Origin of the sequence: Nocardia sp. CDC159 (assembly GCF_023740735.1) — a bacterium.
GTDB classification, from domain to species: domain Bacteria; phylum Actinomycetota; class Actinomycetes; order Mycobacteriales; family Mycobacteriaceae; genus Nocardia; species Nocardia pulmonis.
In genome coordinates this window covers 209,391-227,316 of the sequence record NZ_JAMRXH010000002.1, presented here as the reverse complement: position 1 = coordinate 227,316, position 17,926 = coordinate 209,391, and the positions used below count along the sequence as shown (strand labels likewise).

Annotated in this window: 16 protein-coding genes, 1 pseudogene and 1 riboswitch; of the genes and pseudogenes, 5 read left to right on the top strand and 12 right to left on the bottom strand. The window is 69.2% G+C overall.

Translation table 11 applies throughout. The features are described from left to right. The first annotated feature begins 36 nt into the window (after positions 1–36). A complete protein-coding gene (locus NDR87_RS04770; RefSeq protein ID WP_251910013.1) occupies positions 37–225 on the top strand; it encodes a hypothetical protein in 189 nt (62 codons plus the stop codon). Between the two features lie 79 nt (positions 226–304). Here the strand turns inward: NDR87_RS04770 and NDR87_RS04765 are convergent, their stop codons facing one another. Continuing rightward, entirely contained in the window at positions 305–967 is a 663-nt protein-coding gene (locus NDR87_RS04765; RefSeq protein ID WP_251910014.1) for a resuscitation-promoting factor Rpf1 domain-containing protein, read from the bottom strand. Positions 968–975: 8 nt separating this feature from the next. Next, positions 976–1,144, bottom strand: a riboswitch (cyclic di-AMP (ydaO/yuaA leader). Positions 1,145–1,418: 274 nt separating this feature from the next. Beyond that, positions 1,419–1,652, bottom strand: coding sequence for a hypothetical protein (locus NDR87_RS04760; RefSeq protein WP_251910015.1), 234 nt, complete (start codon positions 1,650–1,652; stop codon positions 1,419–1,421). A 176-nt stretch (positions 1,653–1,828) separates the two neighbouring features. On the opposite strand from NDR87_RS04760, the gene NDR87_RS04755 reads away from it, so the two are divergent. Further along, complete coding sequence (locus tag NDR87_RS04755; RefSeq protein ID WP_251910218.1) at positions 1,829–2,245, top strand: cold-shock protein; 417 nt, start codon at positions 1,829–1,831, stop codon at positions 2,243–2,245. 51 nt (positions 2,246–2,296) lie between these two features. On the opposite strand, the gene NDR87_RS04750 is transcribed toward NDR87_RS04755, so the two are convergent. From NDR87_RS04750 to NDR87_RS04740, 3 genes are all read right to left on the bottom strand, one after another. Beyond that, positions 2,297–2,827: a DUF2771 family protein gene (locus NDR87_RS04750; protein ID WP_251910016.1), complete on the bottom strand. Its 531-nt coding sequence runs from the start codon at positions 2,825–2,827 to the stop codon at positions 2,297–2,299. After that, a complete protein-coding gene (locus NDR87_RS04745) occupies positions 2,824–4,572 on the bottom strand; it encodes an MFS transporter (RefSeq protein ID WP_251910017.1) in 1,749 nt (582 codons plus the stop codon). The genes NDR87_RS04750 and NDR87_RS04745 overlap by 4 nt, the downstream gene beginning before the upstream one ends. Positions 4,573–4,641: 69 nt before the next feature. Then, positions 4,642–5,427, bottom strand: a complete 786-nt coding sequence (locus NDR87_RS04740; RefSeq protein WP_251910018.1) for a glutaminyl-peptide cyclotransferase — start codon at positions 5,425–5,427, stop codon at positions 4,642–4,644. A 77-nt stretch (positions 5,428–5,504) separates the two neighbouring features. On the opposite strand from NDR87_RS04740, the pseudogene NDR87_RS04735 reads away from it, so the two are divergent. Both NDR87_RS04735 and NDR87_RS04730 read left to right on the top strand, forming a co-directional pair. Further along, positions 5,505–6,323: pseudogene (locus NDR87_RS04735) on the top strand (DUF3027 domain-containing protein); the annotation flags it as partial. 1,196 nt (positions 6,324–7,519) lie between these two features. Beyond that, positions 7,520–10,273, top strand: coding sequence for a sacsin N-terminal ATP-binding-like domain-containing protein (locus NDR87_RS04730; protein ID WP_251910019.1), 2,754 nt, complete (start codon positions 7,520–7,522; stop codon positions 10,271–10,273). Here the strand turns inward: NDR87_RS04730 and NDR87_RS04725 are convergent. Then, positions 10,254–10,868: a TetR/AcrR family transcriptional regulator gene (locus NDR87_RS04725; RefSeq protein ID WP_251910020.1), complete on the bottom strand. Its 615-nt coding sequence runs from the start codon at positions 10,866–10,868 to the stop codon at positions 10,254–10,256. The two genes, NDR87_RS04730 and NDR87_RS04725, sit on opposite strands and share 20 nt — an antisense overlap. 104 nt (positions 10,869–10,972) lie before the next feature. Further along, complete coding sequence (locus NDR87_RS04720; protein ID WP_251910021.1) at positions 10,973–11,209, bottom strand: DUF2530 domain-containing protein; 237 nt, start codon at positions 11,207–11,209, stop codon at positions 10,973–10,975. Positions 11,210–11,273: 64 nt separating this feature from the next. Between NDR87_RS04720 and NDR87_RS04715 the strand changes: the two genes are divergently transcribed. Further along, complete coding sequence (locus NDR87_RS04715; protein WP_251910022.1) at positions 11,274–11,711, top strand: MarR family transcriptional regulator; 438 nt, start codon at positions 11,274–11,276, stop codon at positions 11,709–11,711. A gap of 4 nt (positions 11,712–11,715) precedes the next feature. Here the strand turns inward: NDR87_RS04715 and NDR87_RS04710 are convergent, their stop codons facing one another. From NDR87_RS04710 to NDR87_RS04690, 5 genes are all read right to left on the bottom strand, one after another. Beyond that, positions 11,716–12,114, bottom strand: coding sequence for a YccF domain-containing protein (locus tag NDR87_RS04710; RefSeq protein ID WP_251910023.1), 399 nt, complete (start codon positions 12,112–12,114; stop codon positions 11,716–11,718). Positions 12,115–12,174: 60 nt separating this feature from the next. Then, complete coding sequence (locus tag NDR87_RS04705) at positions 12,175–13,374, bottom strand: GNAT family N-acetyltransferase (RefSeq protein ID WP_251910024.1); 1,200 nt, start codon at positions 13,372–13,374, stop codon at positions 12,175–12,177. Positions 13,375–13,410: 36 nt separating this feature from the next. Further along, entirely contained in the window at positions 13,411–14,619 is a 1,209-nt protein-coding gene (locus NDR87_RS04700) for an AI-2E family transporter (RefSeq protein ID WP_251910025.1), read from the bottom strand. A 110-nt stretch (positions 14,620–14,729) separates the two neighbouring features. Next, a complete protein-coding gene (locus tag NDR87_RS04695; RefSeq protein ID WP_251910026.1) occupies positions 14,730–16,403 on the bottom strand; it encodes an ATP-binding protein in 1,674 nt (557 codons plus the stop codon). A gap of 123 nt (positions 16,404–16,526) precedes the next feature. Beyond that, positions 16,527–17,840: a citrate synthase gene (locus NDR87_RS04690; protein WP_308212043.1), complete on the bottom strand. Its 1,314-nt coding sequence runs from the start codon at positions 17,838–17,840 to the stop codon at positions 16,527–16,529. Positions 17,841–17,926 lie beyond the last annotated feature (86 nt).

Below are 17,926 nucleotides of genomic sequence, written 5' to 3'. Positions count from 1 at the left end.
CGCGCCACGGGGTTGCCGCCATGCCAGAATGAGGCCGTGGTGAACAAATCGAAGAAACCTTACGTCGACAACGGCTGGCCGCAGTTGCCGAACGGCGACCACGCGGTCACCGAGCTTTCGTCGACCCGTTCCGGTGGCTTGTCGCCCTACGGCGAGGACACCGAGTTTCCGGTGCCGGCGGACGAGGTGCCGTATGTGCACCCGCACACGGTCATCAACCGCTGACGCGATACACAGCAGAAGGCCCCCACCTCTTCCTCGGAGTGGGGGCCTTCTCGCGTATGTACTTCGATGAGCGGAGAACCTAGTTGGGCAGCATGCCCTTGTTCGCCTCGTAGAAGTTGACGATCGACGGATCCAGCTTGGTGCCACTGGCCTTGAAGGCGTTGTAGGCGTCCAGCGCCTCCTTCGGCACGGCGAGGCCCTGCGCCTGCGCGGCGGCGACGGCCTTGTCCACGGCCTGGAACACTTCCTGGGTGCTGTCGGCCTGCACCTGCGGCTGCGGCGCGGCGTCGTTCTGCGCCTGCGGGGTCCAGCGCTGGTTCTGGTTCTGGGACTGGGTCTGGGGGGAGCTCGCCGGAGCGTTGCGCTCGGTGGGCGCGCTGTGCAGGCCCAGACGCGAGGAACAGGACGGCCATGCGCCCCAGCCCTGGGTTGCGAGCACGCGCTCGGCGACGGTGATCTGCTGCTCACGGGTGGCCTGGTTGGCCGAGGGGGCGTATTCGGTTCCGCCGTGGGCGGCCCAGGTGCTCGGGGAGAACTGCACTCCGCCCTGGTAGCCGTTGCCCGTGTTGATGGCCCAGTTACCGCCGGACTCGCACTGGGCGAGCTTGTCCCAATCGGAGTCGGGAGCCGCGGCGGCTTGTCCGGCGAGAGCCACACCCGCTCCACCCATGATCGCCGTGGAGACGGCGACCTTGGCTACGGTGCGGCCGGTACTGGTCGGCTTGCGATGGCGTCCACTCATATCGGGTGTCTTCCTCTCGTACGCACCTACGAGGTGAGCTGTCGGGTTCGGACTGAGAGGCCGTCCGGTCCCGGTTACCCGGGACTTCACCCCAAGGGATCGGTCTGGCGACCGCTCCCGGCTCCCTGCGGGATGGTGGGTTCCCCGCCCTCGCTCCTGCTTCCGTCGGGGTCCGTACCCGCGGAGCGAGGCTCGGTGCGGCGGGCCGGTGGTTCCGGGACTGCTCCCGGCTGGCTAAGACCGTACGACGATCGCCGCGAAAAATCACCATTTGGTAACCGGCGTGTATGCGCGGGTCACGATCCGGCACAACACCTTCCGCAGGCCTGTCTGCGCAGGTTGTCGCGGCGTGTCTGCCTAGATCGCGGACCGTGACCGGCTCGTTATCGCTTCGTTATGTGACGAAGATCACATGACTGGCCGGATAACGAACAGGGCAAATAGTTGTTGTCTACCGCGCTCGCCGACCGGACCAGAGCGCGAAAACGATGGCGAGCAGCAGGCCCAGCGGGGTGGCGGCCATCGCCACCAGATACAGCCACAGCCCCGGCCGGGAGTCGCTCACGAGTGGAATCACGAAGATGGCGACGATCGCCAGCAGGCCGATCGCGAACAGACCCAGCGCCGCGGACAGCAGCGGGTGACCGGAGCGGCGGGGAGCGGGTTTCGACGCGGAATCGGGCATTACTGCACCGTAAAACTGGTGTGCTCGGGGGTTCGGCACCGGGGTAGACTCGAAAGCACCGCGTCCTGCATACCTGTGGGGCGCGTTCTTTTCGCGGACAGGTAGGTCTCGGGCGCGTTCCGGGGCCATGGTTGTGCCCGGGTGGTCCGGGCATCGATGACGAACGGGTGAGCGCAGTGCCGACCGGCAAGGTGAAGTGGTACGACGTCGAAAAGGGCTTCGGCTTCCTTTCCCAGGATGAGGGCGAGGACGTCTATGTTCGGTCGTCCGCGTTGCCCAAGGGTGTCGAGGCGCTGAAGCCGGGGCAACGAGTGGAATTCGGGATGGCCGCGGGCCGTCGCGGTCCGCAGGCGCTCAGCCTCAAGCTGCTCGAACCACTACCGACGGTGCGTGGTGGCCAGGGCCGCAAGGAGGTTCCCGCCGCCCAGCCGCGCAAGTCGCCCGACGATCTGCACGGCCTGATCGAGGACATGATCAATCTGCTCGAGGCCAAGGTGCAGCCGGATCTGCGCAAGGGCAAGTATCCCGACCGCAAGACCGCCCAGCGCATCGCGGAGGTCGTCCGCGGCGTGGCCCGCGAGCTGGACCACTGACGAAATCCGGCCCTGGCGAGCACATCTCACCGGGGCCGATTCGTATCCGTCTCAGGCGGTCTTGATCGACCACTCCTGATAGGGCGCGAGGTCCTCGTTCCCGGCCTCGTCGCGGACCGGTACGAGCAACTGCACGACCAGGCCGACCAGCCGCAGATCGGGCTCCGGACGCGAATCCACCGTCAGGGCAAGGGTTCCCTCGGGATAGTCGCTGTAGGTCGCCACCTGCTGGGCGGACGAGCCGTCGGGCCGGATGTACTCCATCTTCATCACCCAGGGCGCATCGGCGATGTGCCGCGGCAGCGACAGCTGTACGGGATAACCCGGCGGCGTCGCCAGCTCGACCGTGACCTGGCTTTCGCGGCAGTCCAAGCCGAGCTGACCGCTGACCTCCGACTGCGTCACCGTGCAGAACCGATACGGCGGCACGGTGACGGATTTGCCGTGCGCGTAGGCGGTGATCGTCGGATCGGGCCGGTGCGCGTTCCGGACGGCCACGGCCACCACGGCGGCGACGGCGACGATCACCACGAGCACCGCCGCCACGGACAGCGCGAGGGCGGTACGGGTTTTCGGCTTCACTGAGGCTGGTTTCCTGTCGCTTGTCTGGTCGGATCGCCGACACCCGGATCGGGGCGGGTGCCGGGGACTTCCTGCTTCGCATGCTGGGGTCGATTGCCGCCCAAACCGGGCAGCAGCGAATGTCCACGGTAGCTCACCACGGTCTGCAGCAATCCCAGCGCCAACACGGCGGTGACCACCGCGAAACCTTCCCAGTACACGGTCGGCAGCAGCACCCCGCCCGCGCCGCCGACCACCCAGGACAGCTGCAGCACCGTCTCCGAGCGGCCGAATCCGGAGGCGATGGACTCCGGCGGCAGGTCGTCCTGGATCGACGCGTCCAGCGACACCTTGGCCAGCGCACTGGCGCCAGCCGCCACCAGGGTGGCCGCGGCCGCGCCCAGCAGACTGTCGGCGAATGTGGCGAACAACGAGATCGCCGTGCAGGCGGCGGTGCAGCCGACCACGATCAACGCCGGGCGGCCCAATTTGAGCCGTGCGCCGGTGGCATTGCCCACGAAGTTGCCGACGGCCGCGGCCGCGCCGACCACGCCGAGCATCGCGGCCTGGTGGACTGGACGGTGCTCGGTGGATTTGGCGACGAAGGCCACGTAGAAGGTCAGGAATCCGGTCAGCACGCGGATCGCGCTGTTGCCCCACAGCCCGGTCACCACCGAACGGCCCAGCGGCTGGCGGCGTTTACCGGGTTTGACCCCGGTCGTGCCGTCGAGCACCTCGGTGCGCGCGTGACCGGCGTGATAGCCCAGCGTGGCGGGCACCTCGCCCTCGGTGACCTCCACCCAGGACGGAATCTTCAGGCTCAGATACGTTCCGGCGCAGGCGATCAGCGCGGCGAACACCAGCGCGCCCACGGATCCGGCGACCGCGGCGACCAGGGCCGCGACCGCGCCCGCCCCCAGCGTTCCGCCGACCAGGCCGAAGACCGTGAGCCGGGAATTGGTCCGCACCAGATCGATACCCGGCGGCAGCACTCTGGGCGTCACCGCGCTCTTCAGCACCGAGAACGATTTGCTGAGAATCATCATGCACAGCGCGAGCGGATACAGCGCCCAGCTGTCGAAGCTGAAGATCAGCACGATCGCCACCACCGCGCGCACCGCGAACGATCCGGCCAGCGCCAGCCTGCGCCCGCGCTGCAGCCGGTCCAGCAGGGGGCCGATGAGCGGGGCGATCACCGCGAAGGGTGCGATCGTGATCAGCAGGTACAGCGCCACCTTGGACTTGGATTCGGCGGTGGCGCTGGCGAAGAACAGGGTGTTGGCCAGGGAGACCGCGATGGCCGCGTCCAGGGCGAAGTTGGCCATGGTCGCGTAGACCAGGGCGGTGAGCCCGGATTCACCGGCGCCGTCGGCCCGGGCGGCGCGCTGGAAGGTCTGGATGCCCTTCTCGGTCAGCTCGCGGCTGCGCATCACCATCACGCGGGTAACCGTGAGTTTGCGTGGGACGCGTTGGGGGACGGTCGTTTCCGCCGGGGCGGGTTGGGGTGGCGGCGGTGGTGATGGTTGCTGGGGTGGTGGTTGCTGCGGTGGCAGCGCGCTGGGCAGCTCCCCGTTCGTCAGCCGCCGGGTCACGAACTCCGGTACGTCCGGATCGGGGCCACGGCGCGGCAGCGGGGGCAGCGGGCGCTGCGCGGGGGTGTTCGGCGGCGGGTAGCGGTCGTAGCCGGGGTGCCGCGCGGCGAGCGGCTGATCCTCGCCGTCCCACCGACCAGGATCGGTTCCGGAGGGCTCACGGGAGGCAGTCACGGTCTCGATTCTCTCGCAGGGTGTCGGGGACGGGGGCGCAGGTACCGATGTGATCCTCGCGTAGTGCAGTTATGCCCGTACGAAGCGCACCTCGAACATTGTGGGCCAGTTCTTGCCCGTGATCAGGAAGCGGTCGGTGCCGGGGAGTTGCGCGATGCCGTTCAGTTCGTTGGCGTTGGCGCGCTCGGCCGGGGTGAGCAGGCCGCTCGCGTCGATATCGGCCAGGACCGCGCCGCTGTCCGGGTCGATGCGCAGGATGTGATCGGTGGGCCAGGCGTTGGCGTAGATCGAACCATCTGCGGCACAGTCGAGTTCGTTGAGGCGGGCGTCGTGGTGAGCGGTGAGCCGGATCGAGCCGGTGGCGGCGAAGGTGAGCGGATCACGGAAGGTCAGGGTGGCGCTGCCGTCGCTCATCACGATGCGGTCGCGCCGGGTGCACAGGCCCCAGCCCTCGCCGTCGTAGCGGGCCCGGCCGCGTTCGGCGAAGGTGCGCGGGTCGCGTGCGATGGCGAGCCCGTCCTTCCAGGTGATCTGCCAGATGGTGTCGCCCGCCTTGGTGATGCCCTCGCCGAAGAGCTGACCGGGCAGTTCGGTGCGGGCCCGCTGCTCGCCGGTGGTCAGGTCGGTGGCGCGCAGGCCGGATTTTCCGATCAGGCCGGTGCTCTCGTAGAGGGTCGTGCCGTCGATCTCGAGGCCCTCGGTGAAGGCCGTTCGGTCGTGCGGCCGGGTGGCGATCACCTCGACGCGCCAGCGCGGGGTGTCCTCGGATTCCCCGCAGCCCGACGCGGTCGCGGAAACGACCGCCGCCAGCAAGATCAGGCCTGCCGCAGCCCACGCACGACGTTTGCGCTCCATACGGCAAAATGTAGGACGTGAGCGCAGTTCCTGTTTCGGAGTCCGGTGTGCGACCGATCCTTGCGGAGGCGGTCGACATGGCTCGCCGTGCGCTCCTCGAGCTGCAGCCGACCGGTGTGGGCGAACATCTGGGGGTCACCGCCGAGGACGAATGCGCGGCCAGTCATCACTTCGAGGCCACCCTGCCCGGCTATCGCGGCTGGCAGTGGGCCGTGGTGGTGGCGGCCCCGCCGGAGGCCGAGTACGCGACGGTCAGCGAATCCGCCCTGCTGCCCGGGCCCGATGCCCTGGTCGCACCCGATTTCGTGCCGTGGGATCAGCGGGTCCGCCCCGGCGATCTGGCCCCCGGCGACCTGCTGGCCCCGCCCGCCGACGACCCGCGGCTGGTGCCCGGCTATCTCGTCACCGGCGACCCGGTCGTCGACGAGGTGGCCGAGGAGATCGGCCTGGGTCGCCCCCAGGTGCTCAGCCGCGAGGGTCGCGCCGAGGCCGCCGAACGCTGGTACGCCGAATACGGCCCCGATACCGATATGGCCCGCTCCGCCCCCGCCACCTGCGGCGTCTGCGGCTTCTTCGTCCCCCTGGCCGGTTCGCTGCGCGCCGCCTTCGGCGTCTGTGCCAACGCCATGGGCGCCGACGGCCACGTCGTCCACGTCGAATACGGCTGCGGCGCCCACTCCGACACGGTCCTGCCCACCGGCGGCGGTTCGCCGCTGTACGAGGCGTACGACGACGCGGCCATCGAAGTGATCCCGGCCGAGGACCTCCGCCGTGTGGAGGAGGCCCCCGAAGCCGAGCCCGCCACGGACGTGCCGGACGAGCGACCCGAACCGGCCGCGGCGCGATCCGCGCAAACGCCACCGGTCGCCGAAGCCGATTCGTCTGCGATCGAGACCGATTCGACCGCCGACACCGCGGCGACTTCGGCCACGCCGACCAATACGGCCTCCGAGATCTCGCTGGAGGTCGCCTCTCCCGTCGCGGATGCGGAGACTGTCGCCTCGCGTGCGGAGAGCGCGCCTGGCGAGAATGCTTCCGCCGCGGCGGGGGGTGTTTCGACGGAGCAGGCGGATACGGCTCCCGAGGTCTCGGTGGAAGCCGCTGCTCCTGTCGCGGCCATCGACTCGCCCGGGGAGGCCACCACTGCCGAAGCTGATTTCGCTACGGCGGAGAACGTTTCATCGGAGCAGGCCGGTACTTCTTCCGATGTCGCGATGGAGATCGCTGCTCCTGCCGCGGACGCGGACGTTGTCGATTCGCGCGGGGAGTCTGTGGGTGGCGAGGCCGCTTCCGCTGGAGCGGAGAATGCCTCGACGAGGCAGGCCGACGCGAGTCCCGGGGTCTCGGGAGCGGTCGCTGATTCCGCGGCGGATGTCGAGGCTGTCGACGCGCGCGACGAGGCCATGACCGGTGCGTCTGATTCCCCTACGGCGGATGATATTTCGTCGGAGCGGGTCGGTACGCCCTCTGAGGTCTCGGCGGAGGACACTGCTCCAGTCGCGACTGTGGGCACTGTCGCCTCGCGCGAGGAGTCCGTGTCCGGCGAGGCTGGTTCCGCTGGGGGCACGGGAGCTGTGTCGACGGGGCGGGCCGCTGCCGAGGGGTCGGCGGAGGTCGATGTCACGGACGTGGGCGCTGTCGACTTGGGCGCGGAGGGCGCGGCTGTCGAAGCTGATTCCGGTGCTCCGGGGGGTGCTTTGTCGGAGCAGGTCGGTACGGCTTCCGAGGTCGCCGCCGGTGCTGTCGCCTCGCGCGAGGAGGCTGCGGCTGTCCTGAGTGATTCCGCTGCCGTGGAGGCTGGTGCGACGGGGCAGGGCGATGTGGATCGCGAAGCCTCGGATGAGGTCGATGCTCCTGTCGCGGAGAGCGATACTTCCGAACCGGGCGAGCAGGCGGCTGCTGCAGCGGGGGATGTTTCGACCGAACAGGTTTCGGGTGCGGAAGGTTCGGCGGAGGCCGACGTCGCTGAGCAGGCGGAGCAGGGGCAGGCCGCGGGGGCGGCAGGGCATTACAGCGATGCCTGGGCGGTTTCGGCGGTTCGGGTGAAGCCTGGGGAGGGTGGGGGAGCGGAGACTCGCTGAGCGGCACGGAGGTGGATCCGTTCGAGACCGCGGGGCTGCGGGCGGGGGTGGTGGCGGCCTGGCGGGATTCGCCGACCCGGTTGCGGGAGGACGCCGCTACCGAGGCCGATCTGGTGCGGGCGGGGTATCGGGATCGGTTGCTGACCGAGCTGGCGCAGAATGCCGCCGATGCGGCCGCCAAGGCCGGGGTGAGCGGGCGGCTGGAGGTGCGGCTGGCGGGGCGGCGGCTGCATGTGGCCAATACCGGGGCCCCGCTGGATATTTCCGGTGTGCACGCGCTGACGGCCCTGCGGGCCTCGGCGAAATCCGACGCGCGGTCGGCCGTGGGGCGATTCGGGGTCGGATTCACGGCGGTCGTGGCCGTGGCCGACGAAATCGAGTTCCGCTCCCGGACCGGCTCGTTGCGCTTCTCCCGTGCCGGTACGTGGGAGACGCTGCGGGACAACGCTATTCGAATTCCCGAGGGCATAGCGGATTTCACGCCCCCGGTCCTGCGGCTGACCTGGCCCACCTCCGCCGCCCCGGCCGCGGGATTCGACAGCGAAATCGTTCTCGACCTGCGCCCGGACCTGGACCCCGAGGCCCTGCTCGCCGCCATGCGCCGCGAGGCCGCCGACCTGCTGCTCGAGCTGCCCACCCTGCGGCAGATCCGGATCGGCGACGACGAAATCACCAGCGCCGTCCGTGACCTCGACAACGGCCTGCGGGAACTGTGCCTGTCCGGCCCGGGCGACGAGGAGCGAGTCTGGTGGCAGTTCGCCACCGACCGCGCCCGCTGGCTGCTTCCGGTCCGCGACGGCCGCCCGATCCCGGCTGAACCGGATGTCCTGCGCGCCCCGACCCGCTCCGACGAGGAGCTGTCCCTGCCCGCCCTGCTCATCGCCGATATCGCGATGCAGCCCGACCGGCGCCGGCTGTTGCCCGGCGCGCGGGTCGCCGAATTGGCCGTGGGCTACGCCGATTTCGCGCGCGCCCTGCCGCCCCGCGACCGCCTGGTCCTGGTCCCCGCCCCCGCCTTCGCCCGCAGCGAGGCCGACAGCCTGCTGCGCGAGGCGCTGCTCGACGAACTGCGCACCACCCCGTGGCTGCCCGTCCTCGACCGCGAGGGTGGAACCCGCACGGCGGCCCCGCGACGCAGCAGCGTATTCCCCGGTGTCACCAGGGAACTGGCCGCCCTGCTCGCCGATGTTCTGGACCCCCTGGTCATCCCGGATCTGTCCGGTCGCGCGGCCGCTGACACCCTGGCCGTCCTGGACGTCCACCGCATCGGCCTGGCTCGCGTCGCCGAATTGTCCGCCGGTCAGGAACGCCCGCCGAACTGGTGGTACGCGCTCTACGACGCCCTGGAGCCCTTCGTCGTCGATCCGCTGGCCACCGAAGAGCTGGGCGCACTGGCGGTTCCGCTGGCCGACGACCGCCTCGTCACCGGCCCGCGCACGGTGGTGCTCGACGACCATCTCGACGCCACGCTCCCGGTGCGCTGGGCGCGCCTGGTCCACCCCGAGGCCGCGCACGAACTGCTCGGCCGCCTCGGCGCGCGCTCGGTCACTGCCGAGGATCTGCTGAACGACCCTGCGCTTCAAGGCGAGTTGGAGCTGGACCCGGCCGATCCGGATACCGTCGCGGCCGTCCTCGGGCTGGCCGCCCAGCTCCCCGAGGACGCCGTCGGCCCGCCCTGGCTGGGCCTGCTCGAATTGCCCGACGACACCGGCGAATCGCGTCCCGCCGACGAGTTGCTGCTACCCGGCGCGCCGCTGGCCGAGGTGCTGGTGGCCGATTCCCCGTTCGGCACGGTCGATTCCGGAGTGGTCGACCGCTACGGCGCGGCGGCCCTGCGGGCGATCGGGGTGGGCTGGGGATTCACCGTTGTCACCGAGGACGATCCGACCGGCCCCGATCACCACCTCGACGACGAGGAGACGTGGTGGGAGGGCCTGGCGGAGGATCCGCCGGAGCTGGCCGCCGTGCGCGATCTGGATCTGGTCGACGACGCCGCGTGGCCGAAGGCATTGCGGTTGTTGCTGTCCGAGCCCGCAACCCGGGCCCTGCTGGCCGACCGGGACGGCTACACCGCATGGTGGCTGCGTCGGCACGCGCGCGTCGACGGTGTGCCGCTCGGCCTGTTCCGTGCGCCCGCCGAACCGGTATTCGCCGGTCTCGTACCGGAATTGGCCGGCTTCTCCGCCGCCGAGCTGCAGGCCCTGCGCGCGGTCCTGGCCGACCCGGCGGCGATCGGCCAGGAATTGGCCGCCACGCTGCTCGACGCTCTCGCCGATCCGACGAAAACCCCCTCACCCGAGGCCATTTCGCAGACCCATGCCCGGCTGGCCGCCGCCGCGGACCGGCTGGATCTGGACGCGCTGACCCCGCCCGAGCGGGTGCGCTCCCTCTCGGGCGCGGTCGTCGACGCCGCCGACGCGCTGGTATTGGATCACCCCTGGTACGGCCTGGCCATACCGCCGGAACGGCTCGTGGTCGGCGATCTCGAACACGCTGCCGCACTGGCGGATCTGCTCGATCTGCCGCTGGTCTCCAAGGCCGTGCCCGCCGAGATCCTCGATCCCGGCGAGCCCACAAACTGGGCCGACGACCCCTTCGGCGTGCTGCTGCGCCTGCAGTTCGGTTGCGGCGCGGGCGATCTGGTGCTGCACGAGCGGCTGCGGGTGCGGTTGAGCGGTGCCTACGAGACGGTCGCCGAGGTGCCGTGGTGGCGCGCGGACACCACGACACACGTTCGGCGGCAGGTCACTTCGCGTAGGTCGTGATCATCTCGGCGAGCAGATCCAGCTGCGTCCGCACCGCGTCGCTGTCGTTGTCGACCAGCCAGCGCAGCACGACGCCGTCGATGACGTTGAGCGTGAAGCGGCTCAGCGCCTGCACGGGCACCGCCCACTGGGTGCCGGTGGCATCGCGGGCATGCTCAAGCACGTCGGCGACGGTGGAGTCGTTGAACGTGTACTGCTCGCGGGCGATGGCGAGTTTCGCCGGGGTTTGTTCGCTTTCGCGCAACGCGTAGGTGGTGGTTTCGTAGGTGAGCAGCTGGCGTTCGGGGGTGGCCTCGATGTTCAGCCAGAGTAGTTCCAGGCTCGCGCGCACCAAATTTTGAAGCGAATCCTTTCCGCTTCCGACGTCCTGCCAGACCGTTTCGTTGGTCTCCACGGAATCGCGCAATTCCATCGACAGCGCCTTGACCAGTTCGGTCATCAGCGCGTCCTTGTTTTCGAAACAGTAATGCACCACACCGAGCGAAACACCGGCCGCGTGAGCTACATCGCGCGTGGTAACCCCGGCGACGCCCTTTTTTTCGGCAAGACCGATGGCCGCCTCGATAAGGTGGGCCCGTCTTTCTTCGACGCTCAATCGGGAGGACACCCAAGGCAGTTAAGCGGCAAGTACGCGTTCAGTCAATTCGCGGGCCGTAAAAGTCAGCGTGCGCGGCCCGGCAAAGGTGGGATGATCGACTCTCAGAGCCCTTTTTGCGCGCCCTTGTCGCCGCGGCGGGAGGAGCGCCGCTGCAGCGCGAAGATGATGTAGGCGAGCAGGCCGACGGCCATGCCCATCAGGCAGATCGGGCGCGCGTCCGCCCAGCGGTCCACCGTCCACACCACCGCGGTCGCGATCGCCCACGCCACCACACCGAACGCCAGGACCGGGCGCGGGTCGGTCAGACGCGGCGGAATTTCGGGCACGTTGCGGGTCACGATGTCAACCTTAGCCACGAGAACGGCCGCCCCGCGCGTGGCGTGTCCCGTATCGTTTGCCTCTGTGACAACGCCTTCCGACATTCGCGCCCTGGCGGCCGACCTCTCGCTGGCGGTCGTGCGTCTGACGCGACATCTGCGCGGCCGCCGCGCCGATGCCCAGATTTCGCTGACCCAGCTGTCGGCCCTGGCGACGCTCAATCGAGAAGGCGCCATGACACCGGGCGCGCTGGCCGCCAAGGAGCGGGTGCAGCCGCCGTCCATGACCAGGGTGATCGCCTCGCTGTCGGAACTGCAACTGGTGGAACGCAATCCGCATCCCACCGACGGCCGTCAGATCATCGTGTCGCTGTCGGAGGCGGGCCGGGCGCTGGTCCAGGACGAGAACAACGCCCGCGAGGCGTGGATGACCGAGCAGCTGTCGGGTCTGCCCCCCGAACAGCTGCGGGTGCTGCGGGACGCCGTCACGATCATGAAACGGATTGTGGATCAATCGGAATAACGGCTCAGCGACCGAAAGCCCGGTCGCTCGGCACGATCTCGCGCCCCAGCGGCATGAGCGAGATCGGGATGAGCTTGAGGTTGGCCCAGCCGAACGGGATGCCGACAATCGAGACGAACAGCGGAATGCTGGTGAACAAATGCCCCAGCGCCAGCCACCAGCCCGCCACCAGGAACCAGATCACATTGCCGAGCAGTGATGGCACCCCCGCCTCCGGCCGGGCCACCGCCTCGCGGCCGAACGGCCACAGCACATAGCCCGCGATCCGGAACGACGCGATGCCGAACGGAATGGTGATGATCAGCAGGCAGCAGATGATCCCGGCCAGCACATAACCCACCGCCATCCAGAACCCGGCGAGCACCAGCCACAGCACGTTCAGGACCAAACGGATGAGCGTCACGCCACCAGCATGCCAGCGCGACGCGACGCCGTCGACGAGCCGCGGGTCACAACGCCGCGGTCAGAAGAACCAGCCCAACTCGGCGGCGCCCTCGGCGGCGAAGGCGAGGTCCAGCGCGCGCAGACTGTCGGAGTCCTTGGCCTGTAATCGGTTCGCCGCCGCGAAGGTGCGGGCGCGATGCGCGCCCAGATACATCGAACCGAGCACGTCGATGCCCATTTCGAAATCCGCTGGGCGGTCGGTGGGCACACATTCGGCGCTGCCGTCGCGGGCCCGCAGCGCGAAGACACCACCGGCGTCGCGGAAGGGATCGGTCACGGCGAGAACGACGTCCAGGTCGTGCTGATAGGAGCGCGCCGACAGCGCGGCGGGCACGTCCATCAGCCGCGCCCACAGTCCGTCGTGCCTGCTGACCGTGCGGACCAGGCGCGGATCGGTAAGCAGATGGGGCAGTGGGTCGTCGTCGGTGACGACGGCATCGACCACGGTGACCAGGTCCAGGCCGAGCAGGGCTCGCCACAGCGCCGCATGCGCCTCGTCGGTGACTGCGCGCAGCTCGAACACCTCGGCGTTCAGCCCCGTTTCCGGATGGCGGTGGCGATAGATCGCATAGCCGTCCGGATGTAGCAGCGCGAAGAATCCGTCCTCCCCGCGCGGGGAGAAGAATTTGACCCGCCAGTTCGCCTCCGGTCGCATCTGCGCGCCGGGCGTGCGGCGGCGCCAGCGGTCGTAGATCGCGGGCAGTTGCGGCAGCGCGTCGTCGAAGGAGAGCAGCGCCACCCCGCCGGGATCCGGTGTGGTGGGCCGGAATTCGGCGAATCGGCGATCGATGGTCACCCGGTTCTCGACGGTCGCCGGGCCGTAGCCGAAGCGGCCGTAGATGCCGCCCTGGCTGGCGGTGAAGATGGTCAGCGGCAGCCCCGCCGCCTCGGTGCGGCGATGCAGCTCGGTGTACATCGCGCGCAGGAGGCCGCGGCGGCGATGCGTGGGCGCGACCGCGACCCCGGCGATGCCGCAGGCGGCGACGGTGCGCTCGCCCGGGACGGTGAGGGTCATCGTGCGATACATGGCGTTGCCGACGATGCGCTCGCCGTCCAGCGCCACGACGGCGTCCGCGGCCGGGAAGATCTGCCGCCGGTACCGGTGCAGTTCGGGGTCCCCCTGCGTCGGTCCGCCGAATGCGTTGGCCAGCAACACGCCGAGCGCGGCCTCGTCGGCTGAGGTCCCCGAGCGCAGGGAGATTCCGGATGGGAGCGCCATCGTTCGACCTTCGCACGAGCAGCCGCAGGGCGCATCTCAATTTCGTTCCGGCGGCTCGGAGACATTCCGGCGGATCTTGCGATTGCGCCGGGACCGCTTGCGCAACATGGCCTTTCGTTCGCGCGGCGGTGCGGTGCGCTCGATGCGCGGATCCTCGGACACCTCGTAGCGCGGCACGTATTCGCTGAGGAAGGCCTGTGCGGTCGCGGTCGCCGGGATCGCCAGCAGTGCGCCGACCGCGCCGAGCAGCGTCGCACCGGCGAGCACCGCCAGCAGCGCGACGGCCGCGTTCACGTCGACGGTGCGCGCAGTGATGCGCGGCTGCAACAAATAGTCCTGGAACCACTGGTACAGCACCACGAATATCAACAACCACACCACATCGACCGGATCCACGCTCAGCGCCACCAACACCGGCAGCACGCTGGCCAGATAGGTGCCGATGGTCGGCACGAAGGAGGCGGCCACACCGAACCACACGCCCAGTGCGATTGGATTGGGCAGTTGCAGAACGGCCAGGAATATCGCGTGCGCGACCGCCGAGATGATCGCGAGCAACGCGCGCGAGTAGAGATAGCCGCCGGTCTTGTCGATCGCCAGATCCCAGGCGTGTAGCACGGCGTCCTGTTTGCGCGGCGGCAGCAGCGAGCACAGCGTGCGGCGCAGCTTCGGGCCGTCGGCCGTGAGATAGATGCTGAACAGCGCGATGGTCAGGAATTGGGCCAGCCCGCCCAGAATCGTGCTCGACAGCCCCCAGATATTGTTCGCGGCCGTCTCGGCGTAGTTGTTGAGGATGTTGGAGTCGTGCAGCAGCCGGTCGCGCAGCTGATCGATGGTGAAACTCTGGTGAAAGGTGTGGTTCACCCAGTCGACCAGCTGCTCGAGCATGCGGGGCAATTGGTTGAGCAGATCGCGCACCGTCTCGACCAGCAGCGTCACCAGCGCGGCGAGAAATCCGGCCACGGCGGCGAACAACACCACGAACACCACGCCGACCGCCAGCCCCCGCGGCACCCGCCGGGCCGTGAGCAGGTCGACAGCCGGTTCCATGGCCAGCGAGATGAAGAACGCGACCAGCATCATGGTGATCAGCCCGAGCAGTTTGCCGAATGCCCACTCGCCGATCTGATAGGCGGCCAGGAATGCGAAGGCCAGCAGCAATGCCCGCGGCAGCCAGCGTGGCATCCGCTGCGACACCGAACCTGCCCCGACGGACTCCGCTGCTCCCGACCCATCCTCCACCACGCCACCAGTCTCCCGGACCTCGCCGTATCACCCTCGCTGCGACCCGCACCCCGCGCGGGCCCGCACTGGAGGTAGCCGCTGCGACGGCCGGGAAACCCCCGGGTCGCCGATCAGCTGGCGGACGCATTCTGGAACTCCACGGCGCCGCACGGCCGATCGGGTGCGCCGCCGAGCTCGGCCCGGGCGCAGGCGCGCAGGAACCGGGTGGCCAGCAGGCTCAGCGATGGATCGGCGTGATGGATCGCGGTGGTCAGCCGCACCCCGCGATAGAGCAGTTCCGGATCGCGCCCGGCGGCCTCCCATTCGGCGGCGTCGTCCTCGATGCGCTGCCGCCAGATCAGCTGCGTCCGGTTCGCCGCGATCCAGCCCCGCAATCGCTCCCAGTCGAGCAGGGCGTCGTGAATCAGGTGGGCGTGCCGGGAGTCCACCGTGATCAGCCGTGCCCGGATCAGCCGCTCGACGAGACCGGGGCCGGACCGGGTCGCGATGCGGCCGAGATCGCCCACGGGCATGCGCCGCCGCACGAGCGTGCCGTCACGGTGCACCGTGACCAGGGCGGGGAGTACCTGCCCGAGGTCGATCCGCTCCTCCTCGGTCAATCCCTCCCAACAGCGCTCGGCCAGGTGGCCGACCACCCCGGCGACACCGCCGACGCGCCGATAGGCGGTGGCGTCCAGCCGCGCCCCGCCGCGGTGCGGCCACATCGATCGCATCGCGGCCGACAGGACGGACAGGGTGCCCGCGTCCGCGGTCGGCGGCAGGGTGGCCGTCCGGTCGCCCTCGAGCGCGGCGAGCAGCAGTTCGACCACGCCGGGATCGACGCTCACACCGCAGCTGCGCGGCGGGCCGACGATGGCCGACACCAGATCCTGTCGGCCCATCGGTGTCAGCGTGAAACTGTTGTGCCGCAGGGCATTCGACAGCCAGGGAAACTCCGCACAGGCTTGCAGGCGATCCGGGCGTACCGCGACGAGGACCGTTCCGGCCTCGGCCAGACGCCTCAGCCCGAACAGGAACGACTCGCGTTCGGCCGGTGCGAGATCGGGACGGTAGAGCTGTTCGAGCTGGTCGACGATCAGCAGCGGCCGTCGCTTGCCGGCCCACCGCCGCACCGCGTCCGGCTCCATGGTCGCGGAATCCGCACTGCCGCAGAATATCCGGGTCAATGTGCCGATCGGATCGCGCCCCGGCGTCATCGCGGCGATGGCCCACCGCCCCGGTTCGGCGCGCAGCGTCGGCACGACCCCGGCATGCAGCAGCGCCGTTTTGCCGACCCCGGACGCGCCGGTGAGCACGACCGGATCGGCGGGCCCGGCCGAATCGGCCGACGCCCGAACCAATTCCAGCAATCCGGCCAGCGCCCGCCGTCGGCCGAACAGCACCGATGCGTGCTCCGCACCGTAGCCGGAGGCATCCGGATACGGGGGGTCGGCGCTGTGCGGCCGTACAACCGGAGCGCTGCGCGCGGCCTGCCACAGGTTCCGCCAGGAGCGTAAATTCACTGCGTCGGAAGCGCTTCCGGCCCGTCTGCGCGCCCGCGAGCCGAGCACCTGCAGGACCGGAACCAGCGATTCGAAGCGCGCCGGAACATTGCGCCCGCTCATCCAGTCGCTGATGCGCTGCGCCGTCGCCGCAGCGACCCGCTGATCGGTCTCCCCGTGCCGCTGCGCCAGCATCGCCACATTCCGCAGCGAGGGCGCGCCCGCGGCGCGATGCAACGCGGTCAACCGCCGCGCGAACTGTACCCGTGCGGAGCCGTCGTCATCGGCGAATCCCTGTCGCATATCTTCCCCCCGGACGATTCTATGTTTCTCGTTGTCGGGTTAGACGGCAGGAGCTCGCGTTTCGTTCCCTGAAACACGAAACCCGCCTCCGATCGACGGAGACGGGTTTTCGCGCAACGATTTTCAGCGCTCGTTGAGATCGGTGTAGTTGCGCTCGCCGTAGCCGGTGTAGATCTGGCGCGGGCGGCCGATCTTGAGCGGCTCGCGGTGCAACTCGCGCCAGTGGGCGATCCAGCCGGGCAGGCGGCCCATGGCGAACAGCACGGTGAACATCCGGGTGGGGAAGCCCATCGCGCGGTAGATGACGCCGGTGTAGAAGTCGACGTTGGGGTAGAGGCGGCGGGAAATGAAGTAGTCGTCGGACAGGGCCACCTCCTCGAGCTGCTTGGCGATATCGAGCAGCGGGTCCTGCACGCCGAGCTTGCCGAGGATCTGATCGGCGGTCTTCTTGACGATGGTGGCGCGCGGATCGTAGTTCCGGTAGACGCGGTGACCGAAGCCCATGAGCTTCACCCCGTCTTCCTTGTTCTTGACCTTGCGGATGAACTCCTTGACGTCACCGCCGGAGGCCTTGATGTCGTCGAGCATCTCCAGCACGGCCTGGTTGGCGCCGCCGTGCAGCGGGCCCCAGAGCGCGTTGATGCCGCCGGACACCGAGGTGAACAGGTTGGCGTCGGAGGAGCCGACCAGGCGCACGGTCGAGGTGGAGCAGTTCTGCTCGTGGTCGGCGTGCAGGATCAGCAGCATGTCCAGCGCCTGCGCGACCTCCGGATCGACCTCGTAGGGCTCGGCCGGGAAGCCGAAGGTCATCCGCAGGAAGTTCTCCACCAGCGACAGCGAGTTGTCCGGGTAGAGGAAGGGCTGGCCGACCGACTTCTTGTAGGAGTAGGCCGCGATGGTCGGCAGCTTGGCCAGTAGTCGGATGGTGGACAGCTCCACCTGCTCGGGATCGCGCGGATCCAGCGAGTCCTGGTAGTAGGCCGACAGGGCGTTCACCGCCGAGGACAGCACCGGCATCGGGTGCGCGTTGCGCGGGAACCCGTCGAAGAAGCGCTTGAGGTCCTCGTGCAACAGGGTGTGGCGGCGGATGCGGTTGGTGAAGTCGTCCAGCTGGGCACTGGTCGGCAGCTCACCGTAGATCAGCAGGTAGCTGACCTCGAGAAAGGTGGACTTCGCGGCCAGCTGCTCGATGGGGTAGCCGCGGTAACGCAGAATTCCGGCCTCGCCGTCGATGTAGGTGATCGCGGACTTGGTCGGGGCGGTGTTCGTGAAACCGGGGTCGTAGGTGACGTATCCGGTGCTGGCCAGCAGCTTGCCCAGATCGATCCCGTCATTACCCTCGGAGGCCTTCGCCACGGTCATGGCGTATTCGCCACCGGGGTAGGACAGTACCGGCTTGGCGTCGTCGTCGACGTTGATGATGTTCTCAGCGGGCACGGAAGGATCCCTCTCAGGCTAGAACCATAGGCATCGGGCGCGGTCGGCGTCCGATGCGCCTGTCCTCAACGCTAGTCGCTGGCTGG